Raw genomic sequence first — 16,626 nt, forward strand, 5'->3', positions numbered from 1 at the left:
CGGCCGGACGCCGCCGGCGACCCGGAGGCGGCCGAGCGGGTCCGGGTGACCTGGCTGGCGGCGCTCGCGGACGCCGGGGCCGGGGCCGGGCTGAGCGCCGGGTGGTTCGCCTCCGCCGGTCGCCGCTGCCCCGCCCCGATCCTGTTCCGGCTCGTCGAGCAGGCCGGGGACGCGCTGCCGGCCGCGCCCGCCACCGTCGCGCCGGACGCCGACCCGCTGCTGCCGTCGGCCATGACCGTGCTCCCCGACCCGGGCGCGTACCCCGCGCGGCCCGACTGGCACGGGGACGACGCCGCCCTGGCCGGGATCACCGGGGAACTGCTCGCCGACCCCGGCGAACGCGACCTGGTCACCCGGCAGCTGGACCTGTACGTGGCGGAGCTCGATCTCAGCATCGCGTACGACCCCTTCCGGCGGCTGCGCCGCGTCTGGGACCACGCCCCCACCCGCGCCCTGCTGCGCGAACTCGTCGCGGACTGGACGGGCCGGGCGGAGTCCGGCTCCCTTCCCGACATGGCGTGGGGCCTGTTCCGGCTCGCGAAGGCCGCCGAGTACGGCTACTTCGACCTGGACCCCGGCGCGCGGCGGCCCGCCCCCGACCCGGCGGGGGCGCTGCGGAGGGCCCTGCGCGGCGGCGTCCTCGCCGAACTGGGCTTCCCGCCGGGCGACCCGCGCGGCATGGGCGCGGGAACCCGCGTGGTCCAGCACGGCGACCACCTGACCTGGCAGCGCGGCGGCCAGGCCCAGGTGTTCACGCGGGACCGGCGGCTGCACCACCTCCACGTGCCGGGAGGCCGCCGCAACGAACGCGCACTCTGGCACGACGGGACCGGGCTCCTCCTGACCGAGCGGTGCGGCGACGGCTGGCGCACCTACCGCGTGGACGGCGAGTACGGCGACGACCTGCTGCTGACGCTGGACCCCGCCACGGCGGGCCGCCTGCCGGACTTCCCGAACGAGGCCGAGGTGACGTTCCCCGGCGCGGACGGCCCGACCCGGATCGCCTACGCGCGGGGCTGGATCACGTTCACCGCGCCGGACGGCACCGTGACCGCCCGGCTCTCCTTCCCGCCGCCCCACGACGGCGGCGCCGCGCCGATGAGCGTCTACCCGCCCGACTGGTGGGCCCGGATGGGGTTCACGGACGTCCGCGGCTCCCACGCCCTCCGCCGCACCACCCGCGAGCAGGCCGAACGCCTCCTCGACGCCGCCCTGACCGGCCGGCTGGCCGTGACGGAGGCCCTGGACCGCCTCATGCCGGACGTGTCCCACCGGGCGCTGCGCGGCGGCGTCGCCGCCGTCGCCCTCGACGCCGCCCGCTGCCTGCCCGACGTCGCGCGGCTGTCGGCGCGGTTGGGCACGCCGCTACCCCCGGGAACCCCGCCCGACCTGCGGTTCCGCCCGGATCTGCCGCCCGGCCGCCACACCGCGCGGGCCGTGGCGCTGCGCCGGCTGTCGGAGATCCTGCGCCGGGCGGCCGACGAGCCGGGAACCGAACGGGGCCGTCTGCTGGGGACCGCGGACGTGCCCGGCCCGGCGGCGCCGTTCCAGCCGGTGGTCGACCGGACGTTCGGATCCGTGGCCGACCGGGCGTTCGAGGCCGCCCGCGCCTGGACGCCCGCCCACGTCCGCATGACCCTGCTGGACGAGATGGCGGCGGTGGTGAGCGCGCCGGTCGGCGCCGGTGACGGGCGCTGGCGCGCGGTGGTCCTGCGCGGGACCGACGCGACGGGACAGCGCCCGAACGCGGTGGGCGACCTGTGGCGCACCCCTTCCGGCGCGGCACTGGCCCTGGAGCACCGCAACCCCCCGCACGGGGAGGTGCGCCTGCTGGAGTACTCCCCGGACGGCCGCTTCACGCCCTTCGAGCCGCCCGGCTGGGAACGGGTCCGCGCCGACCCGGCGTGGCGTTCGGGCGGCGCGGAGTGGGTGGTGGGGTTCCGGCGGCTGCTGGCCGGGCGTGGCCCGATCGCGTTCCCGCCGTCCCTCGCCCATGACCTGGCCGAACGCACCGGGCTGTGGCCCCTGGCGGCCGCCGAGGTCTGCTTCGGCCACCTCCGGCACTACGAGACGTTCCCGGAGCCGATCGACGTCTTCCCCGAGGAGATCCGCGTGTTCTACACCGCCCCGGACGACGAGGGGTCCTGGGGCGGCCTCCCGGCCGACACCGAACGCGCCCTGCTCCGGGCCCTCATGCCCGACGACCCCGCCGACCTGTGGGACCGGGGCCCGGACGTGGCCCGCGCCGCCGCCCGCTACCGAGAACCGACGGAGAACGCATGACCCCCCACCCGGAACTGGCCGCGCTGGCGGCGACCGCCGCCGCCGACCCCCGCAGGGCCAGGAGCGCGGTGAACCGGCTGGCCAGGCCGCTGCCCGCCGCCGACCTGCCGCCCTTCTACGAGGAGGCGTGCCGCGTCTTCCACGCGGCGGGGGAGGACGAGCTGGCGACGGCGTTCTTCACCCAGGCCCGCAAGGTCGAGAAGAAGCATCCCGAGCTGGTCGACCTGGACCGCCTGCACGCGGTGTTCCTGGAGTTCGCGCCGCTCGGGGTGGTCGCGCCGGTGATGTACCGCGACCTGGTGAAGCTCATGGCCCCCGAGCTTCCGCCCCGCGTGTCCTACGAGCGCTTCAACGAGATCCTGGACGCCGCGTTCGCCGTCGGCCGCGTTCCCTACGCGCGGATCTTCCCGGACGCGCGCACCCTCGCCAAGGCCGCCAAGATCAAGAAGGTGGACGCCGAGGACTCCCTCGCCGAACGCCTGCTGCGCACCGGGGCCCTCGTCCGCGCCTCGCACGCCGTCTGGGACGCCGCCGGGGAGCCCCTCGTCCGTGTCGCCGGCCGCGACGACAGCCTCGTCGACCTGCTGGTCGCCGCCGAGCCGCAGCCCGACGACCCCGAAACGGCCGAGCGGATCCGCGTGATGTGGCTGTGGACGCTGGCCGCCGTCGACGCCGGTGCCCGCCTGCCCGCCGAGTGGTTCTTCACCCACGTCCGGCGCTGCCCGGCGTCGCTGGCGCTCCAGCTCACCGGCCGGGCCGGGACGCTGCCGCGCCCCGAGCCCTCCCTCGACCCGGCCATCGACCCGCTGGTGACCTGGCCGATGCCCGAGATCCTGCGGCCCGGCACCATCAGGACACTGCCGCGCTGGTGGAGCGACGACGAGGCCCTGGCCCGGATCGGCGAGCGGCTGTCCGACCCTCGGCACCGGAACCAGACCGCCGCGGAGCTGGAGCGCGCCGTCACCGACCTCGGCCACTACTCCAACGTCGACTACCGCGCCACCCTGCGCCGCATCCACGGCAACACCGACCTGCGCGCCCTGCTCCTCGAACTGGTCGAACGCTGGACCGCCGAGGTCGCGTCGGGTTCGCTGCCCGACCTGGCGCACGGTCTGTCCCGCCTCGCCCCGCTCGCCGCCCACGGCTACTACGGCCTGGAGCCCGACGCCCCCCGCCCCGCCCCCGCCTCCCCCGTGGAGGTCCTGCGGGCGGCCCTGAGCGGCGGGATCCCCGCCGAACTCCACTACCCGTACGTGCCGCCGCACATTCTGCGCTGGAAACCCCGGATGATCCAGAACGGCGGCCACCTGACCGCGAGCATCGGCGACTCGTTCGCGACGGTCTACACCCCCGAGGGGATCCTGGCGGACGCGCGGACCGTCGGCACGCGCGGCGACCAGGCGCTCTGGTACGACGGCGACGAGGGGTTCTTCCTCACCGAGCGCGTGGGGGACGGCTGGCGGACGTTCCGGGTGGTCGGCCACGAGGGCCGGATCTGCCTGGTGACGCTGGACCCGGCGACCGCGGACCGCCACCCCGACTGCCCGCCGGAGGCGGAGGTGACGCTCCCCGGCGCGAACGGCCCGACCCGGATCGCCTACGCGCGCGGCCGGATCACCTTCACCGCGCCCGACGGGACGGTGACGGCGCGCGTGTTCCACCCGCCGTTCGAGGCGGCCTCGTCGCACGAACGCGACGGCGAGCAGCCCCTGACGTTCCCGCCCGGCTGGTACGCCCGGATGACCCCGGTGGACGTGTACGGGTCCCAGGCCCTCCGCCGGACCACCCGCGACCAGGCCGAACGCCTCCTGGACGCCGCCCTGGCGGGACCGGCCGCCGTGGCGGAGGCACTGGACGAGATCATGCCCGACGTCGTCGAACGGCCGCTCCGCGACGGGATCGCCGCCACCGCCCGCACCGCCGCGACCTGCCTGTACGCCGCCCTGCGCCTGACGGCCGCCCTCGGCCTGCCACGACCGGACGGCGTTCCCGCATGGCTGCGCACCCATCCCCGGCTGCCGGTCGGCGGGCAGACCGGGAAGCTCGCTGCGCTGCGCCGCGTCGCGGAGATCCTCCAGGAGGCCGCGAGCCGCTCGGACGCGGCCCAGGTCCACCCGCTGGGCCGGGTGGAGGTACCCCGGCTCGCGGGCGGCCTGTGGATCGCGTTCGGCACGCTCGGCGGCCAGGCGATCGAGGCGGCCCGTGCCTGGACGCCCCGCTACACCCGCGAGCGACTGCTGGACGAGCTCGCCGCCTGGGGCAACACCCCGCTCGGCGACGGCGACGGCCGGTGGCGCGTCCACTACCTGACCTCGCTCACCGGCGACCGCCAGGACGTCAAGGGCGAGCTGTGGCGCACCCCCTCCGGCGCGGCGCTGATCCTCGGCTACCAGGGCCACCCCAACCGGGAGTGCTACGTCCTGGAGCACTCGCCCACCGGCGACTTCGCGCCCCTGAACCTGCCCGGCTGGCAGCGGCGGCGCCTCCCCGACACCCAGGGCTGGGGCGGAACGGAACGGATCGCGGCGTTCCGAGAGCTGCTGAACGACCACGGCCCCCTCACGTTCCCCGCGTCCCTGGCCCACGACCTGGCCGACCGAGCCGGATTCACCGTGGTGGACGCCGCCGAGATCCTCTTCAAGTACCCCTACTTCGTGGGCACCCCACGGGAGGTCGTCGACGCCTACCCCGCCGAGATCCACGCCCTGTTCGAGGGGCCGGACGGCACGAAACTGAAGGCGAAGGTCTCCTACCCGGTCCAGGACGCCGTCCGCGACGCCCTCATGCCCGACGACCCCGCCGACCTGTGGCACTCCGGCCCGGACCTGGACCGCGCCGCCGCCCGTTACCGGGAGCTGGAGGACCTCTGAATTTTCCCCGGCAATGGGGGAACATGGCAGGTTGTGACAGGGAAGGGCGGCTGGTTCCTCCGGTAAATTCTAAAGATGGACGAACGCCCGACTCTCGAAGACATCCGGCGCGCACCCAAGGTGCTGCTGCACGACCACCTTGACGGAGGGCTGCGGCCCGCGACCATCGTCGAGCTCGCCCGCGAGAGCGGGTACGACGGCCTGCCCACCACCGATCCCGACAGCCTGGGCACCTGGTTCGCGGAGATGTCCAACTCGGGCTCCCTGGAACGCTACCTGGAGACGTTCTCCCACACCGTCGGGGTCATGCAGACCCGCGAGGCCCTGGCCCGGGTCGCCTACGAGGCCGCCGAGGACCTGGCGAAGGACGGCGTCGTGTACGCGGAGGTGCGGTACGCGCCCGAGCTGCACACCCGGGAGGGGCTGACCCTGGAGCAGGTCGTCGAGGCCGTGCTGGAGGGGTTCGAGAAGGGCGGGCGCGACCACGGCGTCAAGGTCGGCACGCTCGTCACCGCGATGCGGCACCAGGCGCGCTCCATGGAGATCGCCGAACTGGCGGTGCGGTACCGGGACGCGGGCGTGGTCGGGTTCGACATCGCCGGCGCCGAGGCCGGGTACCCGCCCACCCGCCACCTGGACGCGTTCGAGTACCTCCAGCGGGAGAACGCCCACTTCACCATCCACGCCGGGGAGGCGTTCGGGCTGCCCTCGATCTGGCAGGCCATCCAGTGGTGCGGCGCGGACCGCCTCGGCCACGGCGTGCGGATCATCGACGACATCGCGGTCGCCGACGGGCGGAAGCCGAAGCTGGGGCGGCTGGCCGCCTACGTGCGCGACAAGCGCATCCCGCTGGAGATGTGCCCGACCTCCAACATCCAGACCGGGGCGGCCAAGTCGATCGCCGAGCACCCGATCGGGCTGCTGCGCAGCCTGAACTTCCGCGTCACCGTCAACACCGACAACCGGCTGATGAGCGGCACCTCCCTGTCGGAGGAGTTCCACAAGCTGGTGGAGGCGTTCGGGTACGGCTGGGACGACCTGCGCTGGTTCACCGTCAACGCCATGAAGTCCTCCTTCCTGGACTTCTCCGAGCGGCTGGAGCTGATCAACGGCGTGATCAAGCCGGGCTTCGAGCAGCTCAAGTGGCGCGGATCCCGCCCGGTGGCCTGACCACGGCGGGGAACACGGCAAGATCTGGGGTCATGACCCCGCAGTTGCAGATCCGCTCCACCGCCGGCCGCGTCGTCGCCTGGGCGTGGCTGGCGTTCGCCGCGCTGAACCTGCTGGACCTGGCGTTCGGGTTCACCGGCCGGACCAGCTACGACCTGATGACCGGGACGCTGGCCGCGGCGCTGCTGCTGAGCTGCGGCGTGGCCTACACGGTGGGGCTGCGGCCCGCGATCGTCGCCGACGAGGCGGGGGTCACGGTCCGCAACCCGCTGCGCGACCTGCGCGCCCCGTGGGGGGCGGTGCGGGAGATCGAGGGCCGCGAGGCCGTCGTGGTCCGGTACGTCGCCGCCGACGGCGCGCAGCGGAAGACGCGGGCGTGGGTGCTCCAGACGTCGCCGCGCGCCCGTGCCCGCGCCGAGGCGCGCGCCCGCAAGGAGAACCCGAAGGTCCCGGCCGAGGCGCTGCGGGGCCGCACGCCCGCGGGCTTCGCGGCGGAACGGCTCAACGAGGTCGCCGACCGTCACCGCCCCCGGAACCGCTCCGGGAACCCGGCGGCCAGGGCTGAGGGGGAGCGGGAGACCGGCGCGGGCGTGCTGGCCTGGAACCTCCCCGCCGTGCTGGCGCTGGCCGTGCCCGGCGTGCTGTTCGCCGCCGCGGTGGTCGCCGGGCTGCTCTGAGTCCGCGCCGGGGAACGGGGACGCCGCCCGCTCCCCGAGGGGAACGGGCGGCGCCGCACGTCAGGCCCGTCGCGCGTCAGGCCAGGCCCAGCGCCCGGCCCACGTCCTTGCGGAGGGCCTCCAGGGCGGCCTGGGCGGCCTTGCGGACGTTCGCCACGTCCTCGCCCTCACCCACCGGCAGGACGACCTCCAGATAGCACTTCAGCTTCGGCTCGGTGCCCGAGGGGCGGATCACGACCCGGGCCGAGCCCTCGTCGCCCGCCAGGCGGAACCGCAGGCCGTCGGTGGGCGGCAGCCCGTCCACACCCTCGGCCAGGTCGTCGAGGGACGCCACCGCGCGCCCGCCCAGTTCGGCCGGCGGCGCCGACCGCAGCCGCGCCATCGCGTCGGAGATCAGCCGCAGGTCCCGGACCCGGACCGACAGCTGCGCGGTGGCGTGCAGGCCGTGGCGGCGCGCCTGCTCGTCCAGCAGGTCGGCCAGCGTCCGGCCGTCCCGCCCGGCCTCGGCGGCCAGCGCGGCGGCCACCAGCGCGGCCCCGATCCCGTCCTTGTCGTGGACGGGCAGCCCGGCGTCCCCGCCGACGCTGTAGCCGAGGGCCTCCTCGTAGCCGAAGACCATCCGGTCTCCGGCCGCCCCCGCCTTCATGATCCACTTGAAGCCGGTCAGCGACTCGGCGAACCGCACCCCGTGCGCCGCCGCGACCGACCGCAGCAGCGACGACGACACGATCGTGGTCACCGCCAGCCGGTCGTCCCCGCTCGTGTGCCGCAGCACGTGCTCGGCCAGCAGCGCGCCGACCTCGTCGCCGGTCAGCGGGCGCCAGCCGTCGGCCGTGGGGACCGCGAGGGCGCACCGGTCGGCGTCCGGGTCGTTGGCGATCACCAGGTCGGCCCCGGTGTCGGCGGCCAGCGCCAGCACCAGGTCCATCGCGCCCGGCTCCTCGGGGTTGGGGAACGCGACCGTCGGGAAGTCCGGGTCGGGCTCGGCCTGCTCGGCGACCACGGCGGGCGCGGGGAACCCGGCCCGGTCCAGCGCCCGCAGCAGCACGTCCCGCCCCACCCCGTGCATCGGCGTGTAGGCGATCCGCACGTCCCGCGCGTCGCCCAGCGGCAGGTCCCCCAGCGCCGCCAGGTACGCCTCCACGGCGTCCTCGCCCAGCACGGTCCAGTCGTCGCCGAGCGGCAGCTCGTCCACCCGCCCGACCGCGTCGATCGCGGCCGAGATCTCGGCGTCCACCGGCGGGACGATCTGCGCGCCGTCGTTCCAGTAGACCTTGTAGCCGTTGTCGCGCGGCGGGTTGTGGCTGGCGGTCACCACCACACCCGCGGCCGCGCCCAGCTCGCGCACCAGGAACGCCGTCACCGGCGTCGGCAGCGGCCGGGGCAGCAGCCAGGCCCGCAGCCCCGCGCCGGTCAGCACGGCGGCGGTGTCGCGGGCGAACAGCTCGGACTTGTGCCGCGCGTCGTACCCGATCACCACGCCGCCGTCCGGCGCGTCCCGCCGCACCCGGGCGGCGAGCCCGGCGGCGGCGCGCATCACGGTCACGCGGTTCATCCGGTTGGGGCCCGCGCCCAGCTCACCGCGGAGCCCGGCGGTCCCGAACTCCAGCCGGGCCCCGAACCGGGACGCCAGCGCGGCGTCGTCCCCGGCGCTCAGGATCGCCTTCAGCTCGGCCCGCGTGTCGGGATCGGGGTCCTGGGACAGCCACTCCGCCGCGGCGTCGCGCAAGTCGCTCATCGCGCGCCCCTACAGCTTCGACAGGACGGTGCCCAGCAGCGTGCCCATCCGGGACGCCGCGGCCTTGCCCGCCGCCAGGACCTCGGCGTGGTCGAGCAGCTCGCCGGTCAGCCCCGCCCCGATGTTGGTGACCAGGGAGATGCCCAGCACCTCCGCGCCGCCCTCGCGGGCCGCGACGGTCTCCAGCACCGTCGACATGCCGATCATGTCGGCGCCCATGGTGCGCAGCATGCGGATCTCGGCCGGGGTCTCGTACGTCGGGCCGCGGAACGCCGCGTACACGCCCTCGCCCAGCGTCGGGTCGGCCTCCTTGGCCAGCGCCCGCAGCCGCCCCGAGTACGCCTCGGTCAGGTCCAGGAAGTTCGCGCCGGTCAGCGGGTTCGCGCCGGTCAGGTTCAGGTGGTCGGAGATCAGCACCGGGTCGCCGACCTTCTGGTGCTCGGGGCGCAGCCCGCCGGCCGCGTTGGTCAGCACCACGGTGCCGACGCCCGCCGCCAGCGCGGTCCGCACGCCGTGCACCACCGGCTCCACGCCCCGGCCCTCGTACAGGTGGGTGCGGCCCAGGAACACCAGGGCGCGGCGGCCTCCGACCTCGACCACGCGGATCTTCCCGGCGTGCCCGGCGACCGCGGGCGGCGCGAAGCCCGGCAGGTCGGTCACCGTGATCTCGGTGACCGTCCCGCCCAGGGCGTCGGCGGCCGGGACCCAGCCTGAGCCCATCACCAGGGCGACGTCGAAGGAGTCGAAACCGGCCCGGGCGCGCAGCTCCTTGGCGGCGTCCTCGGCCAGTGCAAAAGCGTCGTTGCTCACGGCACCGACACTACCTGGGGGTTCAGCCGCCCAGAGACGCGCAGGGCCGGGTGCGGAGATCCTTGACGTAGTCGTCCGGCGCGCCCGCCGCCTCGGCCGCGTCGGCGAGGATCCCCAGGTAGCGGGCCGACGGCAGTCCGCCCTCGTAGTCGTCCAGGACGTACAGCCAGCAGAGCTGGTCCCCGTCCAGGGTCTGCACCCGCACCCGGATCTTGCGGTAGACGCCGAGGGCCGCGCCCTCCCAGGCGTCCAGCTCCTTCTCGTCCCAGGCCGGGACGTCGTAGAGCACCACGAAGACCTGCTCGTACCGGTCCTCGACGACGGTCGCGAGCGCGCCCTCCCAGTGCCGGTCCTGGCCGCCGAACGTCAGCCGCCAGCCGGCCAGCCAGCCGGTTCCGCGCATGGGGGAGTGCGGAGCCCGCAGCGCCATCTGTTCGGGGTCCATGTTGGAGGCGTACGCCGCGTACAGTGCCACGCCGCCCAAGAGTACGGCACCCGGCGGGTCCCGACGGGACACCGCGTCCAGGTCACTCCCGTCCATGAGAAACAATGGACACGTGACGCGCATTGTGATCATCGGAGGAGGCCCCGGCGGCTACGAGGCCGCCCTCGTGGCGGCGCAGCTCGGCGCCGACGTGACCGTGGTGGAACGCGACGGTCCCGGTGGCGCGTGCGTGCTCACCGACTGCGTGCCCTCCAAGACCCTCATCGCGACCTCCACCCGCATGGCCGTCATGAGCGAGTCGGCGGCGCTGGGCCTGCGGTTCAGCGGCGGCCCCGACGGCATCGTCGGCGGCCTGGAGGCGGACCTGGCCACCGTCAACAAGCGGGTGCGGGAGCTGGCCCGCGCCCAGTCGTTCGACGTGGCCGAACGCCTCGCCTACGAGGAAGTCAAGATCGTCCGGGGTGAGGCGCGGTTGGTGGAGCCGCACGTCGTCGCGGTCGGCGACCGGCACATCCGCGCCGACATCATCCTGCTGGCGACCGGCGCGACGCCCCGCGTCCTGCGCGGCGCCGAGCCCGACGGCGAGCGCATCCTCGACTGGCGCCAGCTGTACGACCTGACCGAGCTGCCCGAGGAGCTGGTCGTCGTCGGGTCCGGTGTGACCGGCGCCGAGCTGGCCGGGGCGTACCTGTCGCTCGGCTCGAAGGTGACGCTGGTCTCCTCGCGCGACCGGATCCTGCCCACCGAGGACGCCGACGCCGCCGCCGTGCTCCAGGAGGTGTTCATGCGGCGCGGCATGAAGGTCATGTCCCGCTCCCGCGCCTCCGCCGTGGAGAACACCGGCGACGGCGTGGTGGTGTCGCTGGAGGACGGCCGCAAGGTCGAGGGCTCGCACTGCCTGATGACCGTCGGCATGGTGCCCAACACCCGCGGCATCGGCCTGGAGAAGGCCGGGGTCAAGCTGTCGTCGTGGGGCACGGTCGTCGTCGACAAGGTGTCGCGCACCTCGGTCCCGCACATCTACGCCGCGGGCGACTGCACCGGCGTGCTGAACCTGGCGTCGGTCGCCGCCATGCAGGGCCGCATCGCCATGTGGCACGCGCTCGGCGAGGCCGTCCAGCCGCTCAAGCTCGGCTGGGTGTCCTCCAACATCTTCACCGACCCCGAGGTCGCCTCGGTCGGCGTCAGCCAGAAGATGATCGACTCCGGCGAGGTCAACGCCCGCACGGTCATGCTGCCGCTGTTCACGAACCCGCGCGCCAAGATGCAGGGCTTCGAGGACGGCTTCGTGAAGCTGTTCTGCCGCCCCTCCACCGGCATCGTGCTGGGCGGCGTGATCGTCGCGCCGCGCGCCAGCGAGCTGATCCTGGGCGTGTCGATGGCGGTCCAGCAGCACCTGACGGTGGACCAGGTGGCCCACACGTTCGCGGTGTACCCGTCGATGACCGGCTCGATCACCGAGGCGGCCCGCCGCCTGATGACCGAGCACGCCTACTGACGGAAGAGGGTGAAGTCCTTCTGCCGGCAGAAGGACTTCACCCTCTCGTGTTCCCGTGCGGGTCAGAACCCGCCGAAGTCGCCGCCGCCGCCGAAGTCGGAGCCGCCGAAGTCCCAGCCGCCGCCGACGTCGCCGCCACCGCCGTAGTCCCCGCCGAAGCCGCCGCCGTAGTGCATGGGCGTCATCATCGAGCCGATCATGGTGCCGATCATCAGGCCGCTGAGCAGGTCCATCCCGCCGTAGGAGGCGTAGTAGCCGCCCGCGTAGGGCGCGTAGGCGGGCCCGGCGTCCCAGTAGGGGCGCCGCCCGTCGCCGTAGGGGACCATCCGCACGTCGGGGCTCAGCCCGCTCATGACCCGCTCCGCGTCGGCCTCGCAGGCCGGGACCGACCGCGCCACGCCGCCCGGCGGGGCCCACACCACGTCCTTCACCGAGGGGCCGTGCTGCGGGTTGAAGAAGCAGGGGGCGCGGCGCTCGGGCACCGGCTCCCCGGCCAGCCGCGCCCGCGTCGCGGCCATGTGGTAGCGGCCGTCCTCCAGCGCCTCGGTGACGGCCCGCATGTCCTCGGGCCGGGCGGCCCGGTCGGTCGCCCGCTTGGCGGCGTCGTAGGAGTTCATGGCCTTCTCGTAGGTGTCGCGGACCTCGGGGGCCAGCCCCTTGTCCAGGACGTTGAGGTCCAGGCGCGCGATGTCCTCGCCGAGCAGCGTGACGTCCTCCTCGACGCCCTTCTTGAGCTCGGCCATCTCGCGGGCCTCGCGCTCCCGGGTGCGCCGCCGGACCACCAGGTACACGCCGAGCGTCCCGGCGACGATCAGGATCAGCACGGCGAGCGTCACGAACATCCCGACCATGCCGCCGCGCGACCGGTCGTCGGCCTGCCTCTCGGCCCGGTCGACGAACCCGACGAGCTGGTCGGCAGCCGACGCCCCGGCCGTGCCCTGGCCGGTGAGCCGGCTGATCTCCGAGGCGTTCAGCGTCCGGGACACCGCGGAGATCCGCTGCCCGTCGGCCGAGACGGCCACGTAGGTGTCGGCGTTGCGGGTGCGCTTGGCGACGTCGGCGAGCATCGCCCGGGTGCGGCTCTCCCCGATGCCGTTGTTGATCACGACGGCGCGGATGTCGGCGTCCCGCGCCGAGGCGAGGGCCTGCCGCATCCGGGTCTGGTCGGCCGCGGAGACCGACGAGCGCACGTCGGCCGTGACGTACAGCCGGGACTGGCGCAGCGCGTTGGCGATGGTGGTGGAGTTGTCGTCCGCCCCGGCGGGGGCGGCCAGCCCGAGCGACAGCACGGCGACGACGGCCAGCAGCACCGCCACCACCGCGGCGCGGACCGTCCGTGAGAAGCGGAGTTGGGTGGTCATGGTGACATGCGCCTCCTCACCGGGTAAGACGATCGAGGGCTGGCGTCCGTTCCGTGCCGTGTCATCCGGAACCGGAATGATCATCCGGGCGTCGTGCCCCCCGTGACCGACATCCCCGTCTCTTCTGCTTCTACCCCTTCCGGCCCTTCTTCTCCCGAGAAGTGGCGCGCGCTGGTCGCGTCCTGGAGGGCCGCGGCCGAGGACCGGACGGCCGACCACGCCGGATACCTGCGGTCGGCCGCGCGCGCCGCCGACGGCTCGCTGCCCTGCCATCTGATCGCCAACTACGCGCTGGCCTGGTACGCCGCCTCCGAACGCGTCACCGACCCCACCGTCCACGACGAGATCATCACCGCGTTCGAGGCCGCCGCCGACCGCCTCGGCGACCCGGGGCCCTGCGACCACGCCGCGCATCCCCGGCTGGGCCACTTCGAGGACTACCTCCCCACCGCCGCCTGGCTGGGGACGCCGCTGGGCCGCCGCGCCTACCGGTGGCGGCGGCACGAGGAGGGAGGCGAGCCCCTGGACGCCTGGCTCTGCCCGTCCTTCCTCCGCGTGAGGGCCGACGAGGCCCTGGCCGCCCTCCGCCCCGCCCGCGCCGCCCTGCGCTCCTGAACGCCGGACGCCCCGGACCCGTGACGGGTCCGGGGCGTCCGGCGGAGGGCTCAGGCGTCCTTGATCTCGCAGATGGCCGCGCCGCTGGAGACGGTCTGGCCGACCTCGGCCGACAGGCCGGTGATCGTGCCCGCCTTGTGCGCGGTCAGCGGCTGCTCCATCTTCATGGCCTCCAGGACCACGACGGTGTCGCCCGCCGCGACCGTCGCGCCGTCCGCCGCCACGATCTTGACGATGGTGCCCTGCATGGGGGAGACCAGCGAGTCGCCCGACGTCTGGGCGGCGCCGCCCTTCCTGCCGCCGCGCCGCCTGGCCGGGGCCTGCTTCCCTGCGGCCGCGGCGGCGCCCGCCGACGCGCCCAGCCCGGCCGGCAGGGTGACCTCGATGCGCTTGCCGCCGACCTCGACGGTCACGGCCTCGCGCTCGTCGGCCGGGGCCTCGTCCTCGACGGGGGCCTGGTAGGGCGGGATCCGGTTGTCGAACTCGGTCTCGATCCACCGGGTGTGCACGGTGAACGGCTCGTCGTCGTCCGCGGGCACGAACGCCGGGTCGTCCAGCACCACGCGGTGGAACGGCAGCACCGTCGGCATGCCCTCCACCACGAACTCGTCCAGCGCCCGCCGGGCCCGCTCGACGGCCTGCCGCCGCGTCGCGCCGGTGACGATCAGCTTGGCGACCAGCGAGTCGAACGCCTGCGGAACGGTCTGCCCCTCCACGTACCCGGCGTCCAGCCGCACGCCCGGCCCGGACGGCGGCTGCCACCGGGTCAGCGTGCCGACGGCGGGGAGGAAGTTGCGGCCGGGGTCCTCGGCGTTGAAGCGGAACTCGATCGAGTGGCCGCGCAGCGCCGGGTCGTCGTAGCCCAGCTCCTCGCCGTCGGCGATCCGGAACATCTCCCGCACCAGGTCGACGCCCGCGACCTCCTCGGTGACCGGGTGCTCGACCTGGAGCCGGGTGTTGACCTCCAGGAACGAGATCGTGCCGTCCTGGCCGACCAGGAACTCGCAGGTGCCCGCGCCGACGTACCCGGCCTCCCGCAGGATGGCCTTGGAGGAGGAGTACAGCAGCCCGACCTGCTCGTCGGTCAGGTACGGGGCCGGGGCCTCCTCCACCAGCTTCTGGTGGCGGCGCTGCAACGAGCAGTCGCGCGTGGAGACCACCACGACGTTGCCGTGCTTGTCGGCCAGGCACTGGGTCTCCACGTGCCGGGGCTTGTCCAGGTACCGCTCGACGAAGCACTCCCCACGCCCGAACGCGCCGACGGCCTCGCGCACCGCCGACTCGTACAGCTCGGGCACCTCCTCCAGCGTGCGGGCCACCTTCAGGCCGCGCCCGCCGCCGCCGAACGCCGCCTTGATCGCGATCGGCAGGCCGTGCTCACGCGCGAACGCCACGACCTCCTCGGCGCCCGACACCGGGTCCTTGGTGCCCGCCACCAGGGGCGCGCCGACCTTCTGCGCGATGTGCCGGGCCTGCACCTTGTCGCCCAGCGCGATGATCGCGGCCGGGGGCGGGCCGATCCAGGTCAGCCCGGCGTTCTCCACGGCGGCGGCGAAGTCGGCGTTCTCGGCCAGGAACCCGTAGCCGGGGTGGACGGCGTCCGCGCCCGACTCGGTGGCGATCTTCAGGATCTTGTCGATGTCCAGGTAACTGTCGGCCGCCGTCGAACCGCCCAGCGCGTACGCCTCGTCGGCGACCCGCACGTGCAGGGCGTCCAGGTCCGGCTCGGCGTACACCGCGACACTGGCCAACCCGGCGTCACGACAGGCGCGGGCAATGCGGACCGCGATCTCACCGCGGTTGGCGATCAGGACCTTGCGCACGTGGGTCTCCTCCCTCAACCTCGGACCGCAGTCTAGATAACCGGAGGGGACCCGATACGTAAGCCCCTCCTTATAGAGGGGTACTCCGCACGTCAGGGGGTTGCGGGAACGTCGAACGCCCCGCGCGGGGGCTCGCGCGGGGCGTCGGCGCCACCGGTGTCAGCGGCCGTAGCGGCGGTTGAACTTCTCCACCGCCCCGGTCGTGTCCATCACCCGCGAGCGGCCCGTGTAGAACGGGTGGCTGGCCGAGGAGACGTCCACGTCCACGACGGGGTAGGTGTTGCCGTCGCTCCACTCGATGGTCTTGTCGCTGGTGGCCGTCGAGCGGGTGAGGAACGCGAAGTCCGCGCCCGGGTCGCGGAACACGACGGGACGGTACTCGGGGTGGATGTTCTTCTTCATCATGACCTCCCGGTGTCCGTGTGACCACGGACGTCGTCGTTGCGGACACCCTCGTCAACCGGATGAAAACAGTTTTCATTCCCATCCTAGGGTGTCCGCCGGGCGACTGTTCCGCGGTGAACGCCCGGTGTATGTTCGCCACTGATCAACGCGAGAGCGGGAGCATCATTGCGGCATCTGCGGACCCCCCTCGGCATGGCGCTCGTCCTGGCCGCCTGCGTCGCGCTGCCCACGGCGGCGAGCCCGGTCACCCGGTCCCCGGTGGGCCCCGACACCACCGTCCAGCTGACGGCGGCGGCCCGCGCGCTGGTGGAGACCCGGTCCAGGGCGCTGGTCGCCCCGCGCCGCCCCGCCGAGCAGCGCCCGCCCGTCGAGGTGCTGGGCGTGCGGATCTCCCCGGACCTGGTCCGCAGGCAGGAGCACGCCGTCCGCGAGCTGGAGACGCGCAACCGCGCCCCGGTGGCGGGCGGGCCCGCGTTCACCGAGGCCCGCACCCGCCTGGCCGCGCGGCGGACCGTGCGCGTCGGCGACCTGATCACGCTGGAGGCGGTCGAGCACACCGAGGTCCGCTACGACACCGGCGCGGTCACCCAGTCGGTGCGGCGCGGGTTCGACTTCCGGGAGCGCGGCGAGCAGTTCGTGCTGGTGCGCGAGCGCGTGCTGGACCCGGCGGCCCGTCCGATCAACGATCCCGACGAGTCGCCGGCGCGCTGACCGACCGGCGACCGAATTGACGCAGAGTAATAAACGTGGTCAGGAAGATGCGGAGAGTGACGATGATTGTCGTGCTCCCCACTCGATGGCCATATCCGGCCAGTCCGTAGCGCCGGTAATGCGCCCGAACGCACATCACGATCCGGCACACCTTCTGGATTCTTGTGATCGGTGGGGCGTAGGCTGATGCACCAATACGGAGTGCGGCAAGACCTCGACC

At 74.1% G+C, this 16,626-nt stretch carries 13 protein-coding genes; 7 read left to right on the forward strand and 6 right to left on the reverse strand.

All coding sequences use genetic code 11. The features are described 5' to 3' along the window. The 4 genes from AKI01S_RS51930 to AKI01S_RS32445 form a co-directional block, all read left to right on the forward strand. A partial coding sequence (locus AKI01S_RS51930) for a hypothetical protein (RefSeq protein ID WP_169814050.1) occupies positions 1 to 2,283 on the forward strand: 2,283 nt, incomplete at its 5' end. After that, positions 2,280 to 5,153 (forward strand): hypothetical protein, encoded by a 2,874-nt coding sequence (locus AKI01S_RS32435; protein ID WP_067826243.1) that lies wholly within the window; start codon positions 2,280 to 2,282, stop codon positions 5,151 to 5,153. The genes AKI01S_RS51930 and AKI01S_RS32435, both read left to right, overlap by 4 nt. A gap of 75 nt (positions 5,154 to 5,228) precedes the next feature. Next, the gene (locus tag AKI01S_RS32440) at positions 5,229 to 6,323 is read left to right on the forward strand and encodes an adenosine deaminase (protein WP_067826246.1); all 1,095 of its coding nucleotides are present in this window, start codon (positions 5,229 to 5,231) and stop codon (positions 6,321 to 6,323) included. A gap of 32 nt (positions 6,324 to 6,355) precedes the next feature. Next, positions 6,356 to 7,000, forward strand: a complete 645-nt coding sequence (locus tag AKI01S_RS32445; RefSeq protein ID WP_067826248.1) for a PH domain-containing protein — start codon at positions 6,356 to 6,358, stop codon at positions 6,998 to 7,000. A gap of 76 nt (positions 7,001 to 7,076) precedes the next feature. On the opposite strand, the gene AKI01S_RS32450 is transcribed toward AKI01S_RS32445, so the two are convergent. Genes AKI01S_RS32450 through AKI01S_RS32460 form a run of 3 tightly spaced genes read right to left on the reverse strand, consistent with a single transcriptional unit; the run spans position 7,077 to position 10,023 of the window. Beyond that, entirely contained in the window at positions 7,077 to 8,738 is a 1,662-nt protein-coding gene (locus AKI01S_RS32450; RefSeq protein WP_067826250.1) for a phospho-sugar mutase, read from the reverse strand. Between the two features lie 9 nt (positions 8,739 to 8,747). Next, positions 8,748 to 9,548 carry a purine-nucleoside phosphorylase gene (locus AKI01S_RS32455; protein WP_067826252.1) on the reverse strand — a complete coding sequence of 267 codons (801 nt, stop codon included), beginning with the start codon at positions 9,546 to 9,548 and terminating at the stop codon, positions 8,748 to 8,750. 22 nt (positions 9,549 to 9,570) lie between these two features. After that, positions 9,571 to 10,023, reverse strand: a complete 453-nt coding sequence (locus tag AKI01S_RS32460; protein ID WP_067826299.1) for a gamma-glutamylcyclotransferase family protein — start codon at positions 10,021 to 10,023, stop codon at positions 9,571 to 9,573. Between the two features lie 82 nt (positions 10,024 to 10,105). Between AKI01S_RS32460 and AKI01S_RS32465 the strand changes: the two genes are divergently transcribed. Continuing rightward, complete coding sequence (locus AKI01S_RS32465) at positions 10,106 to 11,491, forward strand: NAD(P)H-quinone dehydrogenase (protein WP_067826254.1); 1,386 nt, start codon at positions 10,106 to 10,108, stop codon at positions 11,489 to 11,491. A gap of 62 nt (positions 11,492 to 11,553) precedes the next feature. Here the strand turns inward: AKI01S_RS32465 and AKI01S_RS32470 are convergent, their stop codons facing one another. Then, positions 11,554 to 12,852 (reverse strand): hypothetical protein, encoded by a 1,299-nt coding sequence (locus AKI01S_RS32470; RefSeq protein WP_067826257.1) that lies wholly within the window; start codon positions 12,850 to 12,852, stop codon positions 11,554 to 11,556. A 102-nt stretch (positions 12,853 to 12,954) separates the two neighbouring features. On the opposite strand from AKI01S_RS32470, the gene AKI01S_RS32475 reads away from it, so the two are divergent. After that, a complete protein-coding gene (locus AKI01S_RS32475) occupies positions 12,955 to 13,467 on the forward strand; it encodes a hypothetical protein (RefSeq protein ID WP_067826259.1) in 513 nt (170 codons plus the stop codon). 50 nt (positions 13,468 to 13,517) lie between these two features. Here AKI01S_RS32475 and AKI01S_RS32480 read toward each other — a convergent pair whose 3' ends face one another. Both AKI01S_RS32480 and AKI01S_RS32485 read right to left on the reverse strand, forming a co-directional pair. Next, entirely contained in the window at positions 13,518 to 15,290 is a 1,773-nt protein-coding gene (locus tag AKI01S_RS32480; RefSeq protein ID WP_067826261.1) for an acetyl/propionyl/methylcrotonyl-CoA carboxylase subunit alpha, read from the reverse strand. 159 nt (positions 15,291 to 15,449) lie between these two features. Further along, entirely contained in the window at positions 15,450 to 15,692 is a 243-nt protein-coding gene (locus AKI01S_RS32485; RefSeq protein WP_067826263.1) for a type B 50S ribosomal protein L31, read from the reverse strand. 168 nt (positions 15,693 to 15,860) lie between these two features. Here AKI01S_RS32485 and AKI01S_RS32490 point away from each other — a divergent pair, with 168 nt between their 5' ends. Beyond that, a complete protein-coding gene (locus tag AKI01S_RS32490; protein ID WP_157420309.1) occupies positions 15,861 to 16,406 on the forward strand; it encodes a hypothetical protein in 546 nt (181 codons plus the stop codon). Positions 16,407 to 16,626: the final 220 nt, after the last annotated feature.

Source organism: Actinomadura kijaniata NBRC 14229 (genome assembly GCF_001552175.1).
Taxonomy (GTDB): domain Bacteria; phylum Actinomycetota; class Actinomycetes; order Streptosporangiales; family Streptosporangiaceae; genus Spirillospora; species Spirillospora kijaniata.